14 protein-coding genes are annotated in these 13,779 nt (G+C 51.6%); 10 read left to right on the forward strand and 4 right to left on the reverse strand.

The genetic code is table 11. The features are described 5' to 3' along the window. Window positions 1-32: 32 nt before the first annotated feature. A complete protein-coding gene (gene crcB, locus ICA20_RS17300) occupies window positions 33-416 on the forward strand; it encodes a fluoride efflux transporter CrcB (RefSeq protein WP_003831281.1) in 384 nt (127 codons plus the stop codon). Between the two features lie 51 nt (window positions 417-467). Here the strand turns inward: crcB and cspE are convergent, their stop codons facing one another. Continuing rightward, the gene (gene cspE, locus ICA20_RS17305; RefSeq protein ID WP_000034825.1) at window positions 468-677 is read right to left on the reverse strand and encodes a transcription antiterminator/RNA stability regulator CspE; all 210 of its coding nucleotides are present in this window, start codon (window positions 675-677) and stop codon (window positions 468-470) included. Window positions 678-866: 189 nt separating this feature from the next. Beyond that, window positions 867-1,430 carry a lipid IV(A) palmitoyltransferase PagP gene (gene pagP / locus ICA20_RS17310; RefSeq protein WP_038638726.1) on the reverse strand — a complete coding sequence of 188 codons (564 nt, stop codon included), beginning with the start codon at window positions 1,428-1,430 and terminating at the stop codon, window positions 867-869. 450 nt (window positions 1,431-1,880) lie between these two features. Here pagP and dcuC point away from each other — a divergent pair, with 450 nt between their 5' ends. Continuing rightward, a complete protein-coding gene (gene dcuC / locus ICA20_RS17315; RefSeq protein WP_038638723.1) occupies window positions 1,881-3,263 on the forward strand; it encodes an anaerobic C4-dicarboxylate transporter DcuC in 1,383 nt (460 codons plus the stop codon). A gap of 149 nt (window positions 3,264-3,412) precedes the next feature. Here dcuC and dpiA read toward each other — a convergent pair whose 3' ends face one another. Together dpiA and dpiB are read right to left on the reverse strand one after the other, a co-directional pair. Next, window positions 3,413-4,093 (reverse strand): two-component response regulator DpiA, encoded by a 681-nt coding sequence (gene dpiA, locus ICA20_RS17320; protein WP_003831279.1) that lies wholly within the window; start codon window positions 4,091-4,093, stop codon window positions 3,413-3,415. Continuing rightward, window positions 4,062-5,723 (reverse strand): sensor histidine kinase DpiB, encoded by a 1,662-nt coding sequence (dpiB, locus tag ICA20_RS17325; protein WP_038638721.1) that lies wholly within the window; start codon window positions 5,721-5,723, stop codon window positions 4,062-4,064. The genes dpiA and dpiB overlap by 32 nt, the downstream gene beginning before the upstream one ends. 388 nt (window positions 5,724-6,111) lie before the next feature. On the opposite strand from dpiB, the gene citC reads away from it, so the two are divergent. The 8 genes from citC (at window position 6,112) to rna (ending at window position 13,766) form a co-directional block, all read left to right on the forward strand. Then, window positions 6,112-7,188: a [citrate (pro-3S)-lyase] ligase gene (gene citC / locus ICA20_RS17330; protein ID WP_038638718.1), complete on the forward strand. Its 1,077-nt coding sequence runs from the start codon at window positions 6,112-6,114 to the stop codon at window positions 7,186-7,188. Further along, entirely contained in the window at window positions 7,185-7,481 is a 297-nt protein-coding gene (citD, locus tag ICA20_RS17335) for a citrate lyase acyl carrier protein (protein WP_003831276.1), read from the forward strand. The genes citC and citD overlap by 4 nt, the downstream gene beginning before the upstream one ends. Next, window positions 7,478-8,386 carry an aldolase/citrate lyase family protein gene (locus ICA20_RS17340; RefSeq protein WP_038638716.1) on the forward strand — a complete coding sequence of 303 codons (909 nt, stop codon included), beginning with the start codon at window positions 7,478-7,480 and terminating at the stop codon, window positions 8,384-8,386. Before citD ends, ICA20_RS17340 begins: the two co-directional genes overlap by 4 nt. A 9-nt stretch (window positions 8,387-8,395) precedes the next feature. After that, entirely contained in the window at window positions 8,396-9,928 is a 1,533-nt protein-coding gene (citF, locus tag ICA20_RS17345) for a citrate lyase subunit alpha (RefSeq protein ID WP_038638713.1), read from the forward strand. A gap of 3 nt (window positions 9,929-9,931) precedes the next feature. After that, window positions 9,932-10,486: a citrate lyase holo-[acyl-carrier protein] synthase gene (gene citX, locus ICA20_RS17350; RefSeq protein ID WP_038638710.1), complete on the forward strand. Its 555-nt coding sequence runs from the start codon at window positions 9,932-9,934 to the stop codon at window positions 10,484-10,486. Continuing rightward, entirely contained in the window at window positions 10,455-11,360 is a 906-nt protein-coding gene (citG, locus tag ICA20_RS17355; protein WP_038638706.1) for a triphosphoribosyl-dephospho-CoA synthase CitG, read from the forward strand. Before citX ends, citG begins: the two co-directional genes overlap by 32 nt. A 25-nt stretch (window positions 11,361-11,385) precedes the next feature. Further along, the gene (citT, locus tag ICA20_RS17360) at window positions 11,386-12,849 is read left to right on the forward strand and encodes a citrate/succinate antiporter CitT (protein WP_038638704.1); all 1,464 of its coding nucleotides are present in this window, start codon (window positions 11,386-11,388) and stop codon (window positions 12,847-12,849) included. A 110-nt stretch (window positions 12,850-12,959) separates the two neighbouring features. Then, on the forward strand, window positions 12,960-13,766 hold the full coding sequence (gene rna / locus ICA20_RS17365; protein WP_038638702.1) for a ribonuclease I: 807 nt from the start codon (window positions 12,960-12,962) through the stop codon (window positions 13,764-13,766). Window positions 13,767-13,779: the final 13 nt, after the last annotated feature.

Genomic DNA, 13,779 nt, shown 5'->3' on the forward strand with positions numbered 1-13,779 from the left:
TCCTATATACAATCAAATAGCAGGATTTAGCAGTGTTACAACTTCTTTTAGCGGTTTTTATCGGTGGTGGTACAGGTAGCGTAGCAAGATGGATGTTGAGCATGCGCTTCAACCCACTGCATCAGGCTATCCCATTCGGTACGCTGGCGGCAAACTTACTTGGCGCGTTTATCATTGGTATGGGTCTGGCGTGGTTTAATCGCATGACAAACATCGATCCAATGTGGAAAGTGCTGATTACTACCGGCTTTTGCGGCGGGTTGACAACGTTCTCCACCTTCTCGGCAGAGGTCGTGTTTTTACTCCAGGAAGGACGCTTTGGCTGGGCTATGGTGAATGTGCTGGTTAATCTACTGGGATCATTTGCGATGACCGCCCTGGCATTCTGGCTGGTTTCTGCCTCTCCCGCACATTAGAGCGAAAAAAACCCGCAATTAAGCGGGTTTTGAATGCTTGCTGTCGTATGCTTACAGAGCGATTACGTTTGCAGCAGAAGGGCCTTTGGCACCGTTAGTGATTTCGAACTCTACGCGCTGACCTTCAGCCAGAGTTTTAAAACCATTGGTCTGGATTGCAGAGAAGTGTACGAACACGTCTTTGCTGCCATCTTCCGGAGTAATGAAACCGAATCCTTTGGACTCATTAAACCACTTAACGTTACCTTTAATCTTAGACATCAAAATTACCTTTACATGAAAAATAGACACAAATGCTGTGTCGGGTATCAGTACAACAATTGTGATGCGTTTTGTCCAGTCGAACTTTATCAAAAAGTGATAAATGTCGCGTTATTTTTCAGCAACCGTTTCCATCCATATGTTTTTAATGGTTTTTTTTAAAACCTGACTGACAATAAAGGTAGCCCATCAAAACTGGAAGCGTAACCACGCAAAGTAGACGTTACCATTGTTATAGGTTCCTGGAATGTAGGTCATCTGGAACGTTGCCGGACCATAACCGATTGACGCCAGCGGCAACAGCACCGGCACGGGAATGTAGTTCCAGTTATCGCGTGCGGTAAAACCAGCGGTAAAGCCGAGGCCGGTATGGAAGTTTTCATCAGGCAGCGGTCGCCAGGTTTTCTCCCAGCCGTAGCCGCCAATCGGTTCCCATTTATTGTAGGAATCCTTAAAGGCCATAATATAAAGCCCGTGCCAGTTACCTTTATCATCCCAACGGGACTGGCCAAATCCGGCCCCCCATGGGCGTTCATTGTAGCGATCCGTTTTTTCTTTATCGTAGGCAAAACGGGCATGCCAGGTAATAGCCGGTACATACAGGTCATAATGCTCCGGCTGCTGCCAGGTTTCACTGACATTATCTTTAAACGTGGCAAACCAGCCTTTATCTTCAGCAGCGCCCTGGGGAATGAAAGCTAACTGAATAAAAAGAAATGAAAAAATGAGAAAATATCGTTTAGCGACAATCACAACTTAATTACCATCCTGGGAGTTATTAGCAATTGTAGCAAACTCAACCTTAATGTTAACTTAACAAAAATGCGCAGGTAAAAAATCAGAATATTCTTCGGGCAATACTTATAAGATGATTCCCCTCTATTTACTGGGCTTTATTACAGGAATAATTTTCTCTTGATTGCTAATAAATTGTTCTTTTCAAACGTGATGGACAAATAAAGAAACAATAATTTAACACTATCATATCAAAATACACACAACAGCAATGCTGTTTCACAGTTTTTGCCGGGGATATTCTTTTTTAAACCACGATGTTGAAAAAACAGTCAGGCCATCGGTTGAATCCGTATTTTTATTGATTTCAATCAGCAATAGTTATCGGTTTATTAGGCACATTCTGTCACCACTTTTTACTTTTTTTAGTTTTTTTACTTTCCGGGCAGCAATGCGACAGGGGAAACAATGTTGACATTTATTGAACTCCTTATTGGGGTTGTGGTTATTGTGGGTGTAGCGCGCTACATCATCAAAGGTTATTCCGCCACCGGCGTACTGTTTGTTGGCGGTCTGGTTTTGCTGATTATCAGTGCGGTGATGGGACATAAAGTTCTGCCTTCCAGCGCAGCAACGACGGGCTATACTGCTACAGACATTGTTGAATACATTAAAATTCTGCTGATGAGCCGCGGTGGCGATCTCGGCATGATGATTATGATGCTGTGCGGTTTTGCCGCCTACATGACGCATATTGGCGCGAACGATATGGTCGTTAAGCTGGCCTCCAAACCGCTGCAATATATCAACTCACCTTATCTGTTGATGATTGCCGCCTATTTTGTCGCCTGTCTGATGTCGCTGGCAGTCTCCTCAGCTACCGGCCTGGGCGTATTGCTGATGGCAACGCTTTTCCCGGTCATGGTAAACGTTGGGATCAGCCGTGGCGCCGCGGCGGCCATATGCGCTTCCCCTGCCGCAATCATTCTTTCACCGACATCCGGTGATGTGGTGCTGGCGGCAAAAGCCGCAGAAATGCCGTTGATTGATTTCGCGTTTAAAACCACGCTGCCAATTTCCATTGCCGCCATCATTGCTATGGCGATCGCACACTTTTTCTGGCAGCGCTATCTGGATAAAAAAGAGAACATTTCTCACGAAATGTTAGACGTAGCAGAAATCACCACTACCGCGCCGTCGTTTTACGCCATCCTGCCGTTTACACCGATCGTAGGCGTTCTGATTTTTGATGGTAAATGGGGTCCGCAGCTGCACATTATTACTATCCTGGTACTATGCATGCTCATCGCCGCCGTTCTGGAATTTGTTCGCGGATTCAATACTCAGAAGGTGTTTTCAGGTCTGGAGGTCGCTTACCGGGGCATGGCGGACGCCTTTGCTAACGTAGTGATGCTGCTCGTCGCTGCGGGTGTTTTTGCCCAGGGCTTGAGTACCATCGGCTTTATTCAAAGTCTGATTTCTATCGCCACCTCGTTTGGCTCAGCGAGTATTATTCTGATGCTGGTACTGGTGATCCTGACCATGCTGGCAGCAATGACCACGGGTTCCGGTAACGCGCCGTTCTATGCTTTCGTTGAGATGATCCCGAAACTGGCACACTCTTCCGGCATTAACCCGGCTTACCTTGCAATCCCGATGCTTCAGGCCTCCAACCTCGGGCGTACCATATCTCCGGTCTCCGGCGTCGTTGTGGCGGTGGCAGGGATGGCGAAGATTTCTCCGTTCGAAGTCGTGAAACGTACCTCGGTTCCGGTACTGGTCGGACTGCTGGTGGTGATTATCGCCACCGAAGTGATGGTACCGGCAACGTCTGCCCTGATTGGCGGTTAACGATACCTGTCAATACCTGACCTTAATACACAAAATCATTTATGCTGCATCGCGGCGGCAAGTAAAGAAATCCCCAGGAGCATAGATAACTATGTGACTGGGGTTTCTGCACGCAGCCAACAAAGAGGCAGCTTAAAGGATGACGTGTATTAGCCGCCGTGATAAATACGCTGCGGTCTACCCACCTTCCCGTGAATAATCTCCGCGATAATCAAATGGCGGCTGGCACAGTACTCCAGATAACGTCTGGAGGTCGTACGACTGATGGTGAGCGCCTGGGCGATCGTTTCCGCAGTATGATGTACCGTCGGATCGGCAAATAGCTTCAGCACCGCATTCAGCGTTAACGCATCAATCCCGGTCGGCAAATCGCCTTTCGGCTCGCCGCGCGCGTAGGCGTTAAACATTTCATCAATCTGCTTTTGACTGGCGCTGTCATTGCCTGCCAGCATGCGTCTGCGCTGTTGATACCGCGTCAGCGTCTGCCCCAACCGCTCGTAAGCGATAGGTTTGACCAGATAATCAAACGCGCCGCTGCGCACGGCCTCGGAGACCGTTTCCATATCGCTGGCCGCCGTGGTAAAGACCACACCGCCCGGATAACGCGCCTGGGTCAGCTCATGCAACAAAGTAATACCCTTACCGTCCGGCAAGTAGTTATCAAGAAGAATCAAACCGGGCTTAAAACGCTCAATCATCATTCTTGCCTGCGCAAGATTACCCGCCAGCCATATCTGGCTGAATCCGGGTATATGGCGGATATATTCAGCATGCATTTCCGCCAGTAGCGTTTCATCCTCAACGATCAGTAGCGTTAATGGTTCCGTCATTATTTTTTTTCACTTTCGGAAGAAATAAAGAAAATAAGGTGCCGCAAGGGGAGTTATCTTCGAGCGTAATCACCCCGTTACAGCGCCTCACATAACTTGCAATCAGATACAAACCGATGCCATGTTCGCCTGGTTCATCGGTACGGGTGCTTACACCCTGTTCAAATATTTTTTCACGCAATGCTTCCGGCACACCGCATCCCTGATCGGCAACTTCGATGACCACATCATCCCCTTCGTCGCTCAAATAAAGTTCGACGACTTTGTTGCCTTGCTGGGTGCGTAAACTCGCTTCAAATGCATTATCAAGCAGATTGCCAACAATTGCTGCAAACTCTGTGCTATCCAGCCCTTCAGGCAGTTGGCGCAGTTGGCTGCCAGGAACAATGGTCATCGTAAGACCCAGTTCCCGCGCACGTTGTACCTTGCCAAATAACAGACCCGCCACCTGACGATCGGCAAAGGCGCCGCGCAGGCTGTCAATCAGTTGTTGCTGTGCCTGTGACTCGCCCTGAACCATAGCCAGCACCCGGTCATACTCTTTCATTTGCAGCAGGCCATTGATAGTCGACATCCAGTTCAGGTGCTCATGACGCAGCGTTCTCAGGCTCTCAACATACTGTTTGATTTGCGTTAATTGCGCATTAAGGGTAGCAATTTCATCTTTACTACGAAAACTGATAATGGCGCCGAGCAGTTCGTCACCGGAGCGAATCGCCTCACGGTTGGCGATAACGCTCAACCCATTAAAATTAACCATCGCATCCTGGCGTTGTTCTGCAATCTGCTGGGTGAAAAAGTCCGCTGGCTGAACGACTTCATTTACCGGTTTGCCCAGCCACTTTCTGCCCGGCGATGACAGCCCCAGCATTTTCCTCGCACTGCGGTTTATCGCAGTGATATATCCGTCAGGATCCACGGCAATCAACCCTTCATACACCGAGCTGAACAGCGCTTCCTGCTGACGCACCACCCGCGCGATTTGTTTAGGCTCCATCCCCAACATCTGCCGACGAATATGGGCAGCAAAAAACCAGGAGAGCAGCATAAGTACCAACAACAGCAGGATAAATACCCCAGCCATTGGCAGTAAGAAATCCGATCGCCAGCTATCAATTTTACTGATCAGATAGCCAATTGAGACCACGCCAATGATTTTGCCATCGTCATCAAAGATAGGGGTTTTGGCGCGCATTGCCATCCCAATAGATCCTTTGCCGGTAATAAAGTAGCTCTCACCTTTTTCCAGCGCGCCAGGCTTAGTGAACTGCATCGGGTAACCAATTTTTTCCGGGTTCGGATGATAAAGACGAATAGAGTGGGTATCTCCAATCACCACATAATCGAAATCAGTCCCGCTCTGTAGTTTGTCGGCAATAGTCGCCAGACGCTTGTAATCACGATGCTTCACCGCCGTGATGATGCTGTCATTAGAGGCGATGATTTTGGCCTGGTTCATTGCCATATCGCGGACATGTGTCGTCAGATAATCTTCAAAACTGGCGGTAAAGTATTGTGCTAACGCTGCGATAATAAGAACAGAAACGACCAGAATGAGCAGAAAAATGCGTAACGGAAACGCCAGACTGCGAAAAAAAGGAAACCGTGTTTTATTTTTCTGTTCTGCCATAAATTTTCCTCACCGACGTTACCGAAACTTATTTTCTATTGTAGTTGTAATAAAAATGTTTTATTTAAAAGTGACGATATAAAACAGGATCGTTGCAGATTCCCCACCTTAAATCAATTAAACAAATTAAAACCACGCGCTATTTCCGGGTTAAATTAATTAAAAAACTTAAAACCATAAAACACATTAAAACCTTCTAACTTATTGTGAAATAAATCAAAAATTACCTCCAAAATACTCCTTACGATGTATGCAGCAGGGAAAAAAAGAAATACTCCGTAATAAAAAACCATTCCCTTCAATTGCAAACAAAACGTTATCAGGTTGCTAATCAGAGCAACAAAAACAGAAACCCAGTAACAAATATAGCATCGGGGCTCTATTTACTATGTTCGGTAATAATATATTCACGCAAGTTAAACGCTCAGAAAATAAAAAGATGGCGGCTATCGCGCAATTTCTGAAAGAGAACGATCTGAGCGTTGATACCACCGTCGAAGTATTTATCACCGTCACCCGTGACGATCGCCTGATTGCCTGTGGCGGTATCGCCGGAAATATCATTAAGTGCGTCGCGATTTGTGAGTCCGTGCGCGGTGAAGGCCTGGCGCTGACGCTGGCGACAGAACTCATCAACCTCGCCTATGAGCGCCACTGTACGCACCTCTTCATCTATACCAAAACCGAGTACGAATCGCTGTTTAAACAGTGCGGCTTTTCCACACTCACCAGCGTGCCCGGCATTATGGTGTTGATGGAAAACAGCACCACGCGGCTGAAACGCTACGCCGAATCGCTGGCAAAACAGCGTCATGAAGGGAAAAAAATTGGCTGTATCGTCATGAACGCCAACCCCTTCACCAACGGTCATCGTTTTCTGATCCAACAGGCTGCCGCGCAATGTGACTGGCTGCATCTGTTTTTGGTGAAAGAAGATACCTCGCGTTTTCCGTATGAAGACCGACTGGATCTGGTACTTAAAGGGACAAAAGACATTCCGCGTTTAACCGTGCATCGCGGTTCGGAATACATCATTTCCCGCGCCACGTTCCCGTGCTACTTCATCAAAGAGCAGAGCGTTATTAACCACTGCTACACCGAAATAGACCTGAAAATCTTCCGCCAGTACCTGGCCCCGGCTCTCGGTGTTACGCACCGTTTCGTGGGTACCGAGCCGTATTGCACCGTCACCTCCCAGTACAACAACGATATGCGTTACTGGCTGGAGACCCCAACGCTTCCCGCCCCACCGATTGAACTGGTGGAAATTGAGCGGCTGTGCTTCCAGGAGATGCCGATTTCCGCCTCCTGGGTGCGCAAGCTGCTGGTTAAAAAAGATCTCACGGCTATCGCATCCCTGGTTCCTGACGCCACGCTGCGCTATCTGCAAAGCATGGTTGAACGAGCCTCATCGGGTGCGGCAGTCCGCCAAAATACCCCCGCATTAGCAACAGGTGAAAAATGAAAATAAACCAGGCAGCCGTCGCAGGCACACTCGAGTCCGGTGATGTGATGATTCGCATCGCCCCACTCGATTCGCAGGATATTGACCTGCAGGTTAACAGTAGCGTCGAAAAGCAGTTCGGTGATGCCATTCGGGCCACCATTCTGGACGTACTGTCCCGCTACAACGTACGCGGCGTGCAATTAAATGTTGATGATAAAGGCGCACTGGACTGCATTTTACGTGCGCGACTGGAAGCACTACTGGCCCGCGCTGGCGGTATTCCGGCACTGCCATGGGAGGATTGCCAGTGATTGCCGAATCTTTACAACAACTTAAAACCCGTACCCGCCGTAGCATGTTGTTCGTACCGGGCGCCAATGCCGCCATGGTCAGCAACTCGTTTATCTACCCGGCTGATGCGCTGATGTTCGACCTGGAAGACTCCGTCGCGCTGCGTGAAAAAGATACCGCCCGCCGCATGGTGTACCACGCGCTGCAACATCCGCTGTATCACGACGTAGAAACCATCGTGCGCGTAAACGCCCTCGACTCCGAATGGGGCATCAATGACCTCGAAGCCGTTGTGCGCGGCGGCGCCGACATCGTGCGTTTACCGAAAACCGATACCGCACAGGATGTCATCGACATCGAAAGCGAAATCTTGCGCATCGAAAACGCCTGTGGTCGCGAACCCGGCAGCACCGGTCTGTTAGCCGCTATCGAATCGCCGTTAGGCATTACCCGCGCGGTAGAAATCGCCCACGCTTCCGAGCGCCTGATTGGTATTGCACTGGGTGCTGAAGATTATGTGCGTAACCTGCGCACTGAACGTTCCCCGGAAGGGACTGAACTGCTGTTTGCCCGCTGCTCTATTTTGCAGGCTGCGCGCTCTGCCGGTATTCAGGCATTCGATACCGTCTATTCCGATGCCAACAACGAAGCAGGTTTCCTGCACGAAGCCTCACACATCAAGCAACTGGGTTTTGACGGCAAGTCGCTGATCAACCCTCGCCAGATTGAACTTCTGCATAACCTCTATGCCCCGACGCGCAAAGAGCTGGCTCATGCCCGTCTGGTGGTGGAAGCCGCTGAAGCTGCCGCCCGCGAAGGTCGTGGCGTGGTTTCCCTGAACGGCAAGATGGTCGACAGCCCGGTTATCGAGCGCGCCCTTCTGGTTATCTCCCGTGCAGAACTTTCCGGCATTCGCGAAGAATAAGGCAAAAAAATGACGCAGAAAATCGAACAGTCTCAACGCCAGGATCGCGTGGCGACCTGGAGCCGTCATGCAGAAAGCGAGCTTTCCGCTTATCAGAGCACCGCAAAAGTAGAATTGCAGGCGCAAAAACCGCGCGACAAAAAGCTGTGCGCTAATCTGGAAGACGCCATTCGTCGTTCAGGTTTACAGGATGGTATGACCATCTCTTTCCACCACGCATTTCGCGGTGGCGATCTGACGATTAACCTGGTGATGGACGCCATCGCCAACATGGGCTTTAAAAATCTGACGCTGGCCTCAAGCTCCCTGAGCGACTGCCACGCGCCGCTGGTTGAGCACATCCGTCAGGGCGTGGTCAGCCGAATTTATACCTCCGGGCTGCGTGGCCCGCTGGCAGAAGAGATCTCTCGTGGTCTGCTAGCTGAGCCGGTGCAAATCCACTCCCACGGTGGTCGTGTACACCTGGTGCAAAGTGGCGAACTCAACATTGATGTCGCATTCCTCGGCGTACCGGCGTGCGACCAGTTTGGTAACGCTAACGGTTATACCGGTAAAGCGTGCTGTGGCTCACTGGGCTATGCCCGCGTCGATGCCGAGAACGCCAGGCAGGTTGTTCTGCTGACAGAACAACTGCTGAGCTATCCGCACAACCCGGCCAGCATTACCCAGGATCAAGTGGATCTGATCGTGCAGATCGACCAGGTCGGCGATGCGGACAAAATTGGTGCTGACGCGACCCGTATGACCACCAATCCGCGTGAATTGTTGATCGCCCGCAGCGCGGCAGACGTCATAGCTAACTCCGGTTACTTCAATGAAGGCTTCTCATTGCAGACAGGAACCGGCGGCGCGTCTCTGGCCGTTACCCGTTTCCTGGAAGACAAAATGCGTAGCCGTGACATCCATGCCGATTTCGCGCTGGGCGGCATCACCGCCACCATCGTTGATCTGCATGAAAAAGGCTTAATCCGCAAACTGCTGGATGTACAAAGCTTCGACAGTACCGCCGCGAAATCCCTGGCCCGCAATCCAAATCACATTGAGATTAGCGCTAACCAGTACGCTAACTGGGGCTCGAAAGGCGCATCCGTTGACCGCCTGGACGTTGTGGTACTGAGCGCATTAGAAGTAGACACCAACTTCAACGTTAACGTACTGACCGGCTCCGACGGCGTACTGCGTGGCGCTTCCGGTGGTCACTGCGATACGGCTGTGGCCGCAGCGCTTTCTATCATCGTCGCACCGCTGGTTCGTGGACGCATCCCGACATTGGTAGATAACGTGCTGACCTGCGTAACCCCTGGTTCCAGCGTTGACATTCTGGTTACCGACCACGGTATCGCCGTCAACCCTGCTCGCCCTGAACTGGCGGAACGCCTGCAAGAAGCTGGCATGAAAGTGGTGTCGATTGAATGGCTGCGCGAACGTGCACAGCAGCTAACCGGTCAACCGCGCGCCATCGAATTTACCGATCGCGTAATTGCCGTTGTGCGCTACCGCGATGGTTCGGTAATTGACGTTGTGCATCAGGTGAAGGAATAAGCCATGCACCTGCTCCCTGAACACGCCACCTGCCACGCGGTTTCCATCCCTGAGCTGCTCGCCAGCCGAGATGAGAGACAAGCAAGGCAGCATGCCTGGCTCACGCGTCATCACGCGCCACTGGTCTCGTTTACCGTGGTCGCGCCAGGTCCGATTAAAGACAGCGAATTAACCCGTCGCATCTTTAATCACGGCGTCACCGCCCTGCTCGCGCTGGCGGAAAAATCCGCCTGGATTGTCAGGGAGCAAACTGCGCTGGTCTCTGCCAGCGGACCGGAAGGCCTGCTGGCCATTGAGGCTCCGGCCCAGGACCTCAAGCTCGCCACTATCGGACTTGAGCATTCACATCCGCTGGGACGGTTATGGGACATCGACGTCCTGAACCCTGAAGGGGAAATTCTGTCCCGGCGTCATTTCGCGCTCCCTGCCCGCCGCTGTCTGCTGTGCGAGCAAAGCGCTGCCGAATGCGCGCGGGGTAAAACTCACGCGCTTTCCGACTTACTCACTCAGATGGAGGCACTGCTGCATGATGCCGATTCCCGCAACATCAACTCATAACGCAGTTCTTCCTCTGGATCTGCCTGACGCTTACGCCACGCTGGCGTGGCGCGCCATGCTGACGGAAGTCAACCTGTCGCCTAAACCGGGTCTGGTGGATCGTATTAATAACGGCGCGCATAAAGATATGGCGCTGGAAGATTTTTATCGCAGTGCTGAAGCGATTCAGACATGGCTGCCGCGTTTTATCGAATACGGCGCATTTAGCGCACAGCAGCCGCCGGAAGATGTCCTGCCAGGACTACGTCCGCTGGGCATGGCCTGCGAAGCCGATATGTTTCGCGCTACTGCCGGAGTGAACACCCATAAAGGCAGCATCTTCTCGCTGGGATTACTGTGCGCCGCCATTGGCCGCCTGCTCCAGCTCCGCCTGAGCGTTACCGCTGAAACCCTTTGCTCTACGGCAGCAACATTTTGCCGTGGCCTGACCGAGCGCGAACTGCGCCAGAACAACCAACAACTCACGGCTGGCCAACGTCTTTATCAGCAACTGGGATTAACCGGCGCACGCGGCGAAGCCGAAGCAGGATATCCCCTCGTCATTCAGCATGCTCTGCCGCACTACCGTGCACTGCTGGCTGAGGGCCGCGATCCTGAACTGGCGTTACTCGATACGTTACTGCTGCTGATGTCTATCAACGGCGACACCAACGTGGCTTCCCGTGGTGGCGCAGAAGGTTTGCGCTGGTTACAGCAGCAGGCTTCCACGTTGTTACAACAAGGCGGAATTCGTACCCCGGCCGATCTCGAATACCTACGCCAGTTCGACCAACAGTGCATTGAACGCAACCTCAGTCCTGGAGGCTGCGCCGATCTGCTGATCGTCACATGGTTCTTAGCTCAGATTTCACAAGTTCATCATTATCACAATTAAAGATCCTTTCCGGAGAATCACACACATGTCTTTAGCAAAAGATAAAATTTGGAAGTTACTGGCCCCATTGGTAGTCATGGGCGTCATGTTTCTTATCCCCGTCCCTGATGGCATGCCCCCACAGGCATGGCACTATTTTGCCGTGTTCGTGGCCATGATTGTCGGGATGATTCTGGAGCCCATTCCGGCAACGGCAATCAGCTTTATCGCCGTGACGATCTGCGTTATCGGCAGTAACTATCTGCTGTTTGACGCATCCGAGCTGGCCGACCCGGCATTCAAAGCGGGTAAGCAAGCGCTGAAATGGGGTCTGGCGGGCTTCTCCAGCACCACCGTGTGGCTGGTGTTTGGCGCGTTTATTTTCGCACTGGGTTATGAAGTTACCGGCCTGGGTCGTCGTATCGCGCTGTTCATGGTGAAATTCATGGGTAAACGTACCCTGACGCTGGGCTATGCGATTGTTATTATCGACATCCTGCTGGCGCCGTTTACACCGTCCAACACCGCGCGTACCGGTGGTACCGTATTCCCGGTTATCAAAAACCTGCCGCCGCTGTTTAAATCATTCCCGAACGATCCTTCCGCACGCCGTATCGGCGGATATCTGATGTGGATGATGGTCATCAGTACCAGCCTGAGCTCCTCTATGTTCGTGACCGGCGCGGCGCCGAACGTACTGGGTCTGGAATTCGTCAACAAAATTGCTGGCATTCAAATCAGTTGGCTGCAATGGTTCCTCAGCTTCCTGCCGGTCGGTATTATTTTGCTGATCGTTGCGCCGTGGCTGTCCTATGTTCTGTACAAACCAGAAGTCACTCACAGTGCTGAAGTTGCCGCATGGGCCGGTGAAGAACTGAAAACCATGGGTAAACTGACGCGTAAAGAGCTGACCCTGATCGGTCTGGTTCTGCTCAGCCTGGGTCTGTGGGTCTTCGGGGGTAAACTGATTGATGCCACCGCGGTGGGTCTGCTGGCGGTTTCCCTGATGCTGGCGCTACACGTTGTACCGTGGAAAGATATTACCCGCTATAACAGCGCATGGAACACACTGGTAAACCTCGCCACGCTGGTTGTTATGGCAAATGGTTTGACCCGTTCAGGCTTCATCGACTGGTTCGCTAACACCATGAGCACGCACCTGGAAGGCTTCTCACCTAACGCGACCGTGATCGTGCTGGTGCTGGTGTTCTACTTTGCTCACTACCTGTTCGCCAGCCTTTCCGCACACACCGCCACCATGCTGCCCGTTATCCTGGCGGTCGGTAAAGGTATCCCGGGCGTTCCAATGGAACATCTGTGTATCCTGCTGGTGCTGTCCATCGGTATCATGGGCTGCCTGACGCCGTATGCAACCGGCCCTGGCGTTATCATCTACGGTTGTGGTTATGTGAAGTCTAAAGACTACTGGCGTCTGGGTGCTATCTTCGGCGTTATCTACATCGCTATGCTTCTGCTGGTCGGCTGGCCGATTCTGGCAATGTGGAGCTAATCATCCCGGCTCACACCTGATGAAAATGATGCCAGTCAGCTAAACCTGACTGGCATTTTTTATGATTAAATAGATGATATTCAGAATTTATATAAGTATCCGAAATCATCATGACATCAACATGGCGTTATTCTTCTTTACTGGCAGCGCTTCTGCTGCCGGTTTCGGTGGCTCAGGCCGATGAACTTCAGGCAAAACAGTACGCTGATTTTGACCGCTACGTGCTGGCCCTCTCCTGGCAAACCGGTTTCTGTCAAAGCCAACACGAGCGTAATCGTCAGGAACCCGACGAATGTCGTCTGCAAAAAGAGATTGCAGACAAAGCGGATTTTCTGACCGTTCACGGCCTGTGGCCCAGCCTGCCAAAATCAATCGCCGCTCGCGGAGTAGATAACCGCCGCTGGATGCGTTTTGGCTGCGCAACGCGTCCCATTCCTAACCTGCCTGAAGCGCGCGCCAGCCGTAAATGTGCAGCGCCTGAAACCGGCCTGTCACTGGAGAGTGCGGCGAAACTGAGCGCGGTGATGCCAGGCGCTGGCGGAACATCCTGCCTGGAACGCTACGAGTATGCCAAACACGGCGCCTGTTTTGGTTTTGATCCCGACGTGTACTTTGGCACGATGGTGCGGCTGAATAATGAATTCAAAAACAGTGAAGCGGGCAAGTTCCTCGCGGATAACTACGGCAAAACTGTCAGCCGCAACGCATTTGACGCCGCTATCGCCAAAAGCTGGGGCAAAGAGAACGTCAAAGCCGTGAAGCTAAGCTGCCACGGCAATCCGGCTTATCTCACAGAGATCCAGCTATCCCTGAAAGCCGACACCATCAATCAACCGCTATCTGCGCAGTCATTCTTACCGCAGCCGCATCCGGGTAACTGCGGTAAACAGTTTATTATCGACAAGGCTGGATACTGAAAATCACGACCGA

It is taken from the genome of Citrobacter sp. C5_2, assembly GCF_014596845.2.
GTDB lineage: Bacteria > Pseudomonadota > Gammaproteobacteria > Enterobacterales > Enterobacteriaceae > Citrobacter > Citrobacter werkmanii.

Bases quoted from the DNA above. Each gene is read 5' to 3' on its own strand.
- citF (WP_038638713.1), top strand. From the start codon at position 8,396: ATGACGCAGAAAATCGAACAGTCTCAACGCCAGGATCGCGTGGCGACC.
- citG (WP_038638706.1), top strand. From the start codon at position 10,455: ATGATGCCGATTCCCGCAACATCAACTCATAACGCAGTTCTTCCTCTG.
- citD (WP_003831276.1), top strand. From the start codon at position 7,185: ATGAAAATAAACCAGGCAGCCGTCGCAGGCACACTCGAGTCCGGTGAT.
- citC (WP_038638718.1), top strand. From the start codon at position 6,112: ATGTTCGGTAATAATATATTCACGCAAGTTAAACGCTCAGAAAATAAA.
- dpiB (WP_038638721.1), bottom strand. From the start codon at position 5,723: ATGGCAGAACAGAAAAATAAAACACGGTTTCCTTTTTTTCGCAGTCTG.
- rna (WP_038638702.1), top strand. From the start codon at position 12,960: ATGACATCAACATGGCGTTATTCTTCTTTACTGGCAGCGCTTCTGCTG.
- citT (WP_038638704.1), top strand. From the start codon at position 11,386: ATGTCTTTAGCAAAAGATAAAATTTGGAAGTTACTGGCCCCATTGGTA.
- cspE (WP_000034825.1), bottom strand. From the start codon at position 677: ATGTCTAAGATTAAAGGTAACGTTAAGTGGTTTAATGAGTCCAAAGGA.
- dcuC (WP_038638723.1), top strand. From the start codon at position 1,881: ATGTTGACATTTATTGAACTCCTTATTGGGGTTGTGGTTATTGTGGGT.
- citX (WP_038638710.1), top strand. From the start codon at position 9,932: ATGCACCTGCTCCCTGAACACGCCACCTGCCACGCGGTTTCCATCCCT.
- dpiA (WP_003831279.1), bottom strand. From the start codon at position 4,093: ATGACGGAACCATTAACGCTACTGATCGTTGAGGATGAAACGCTACTG.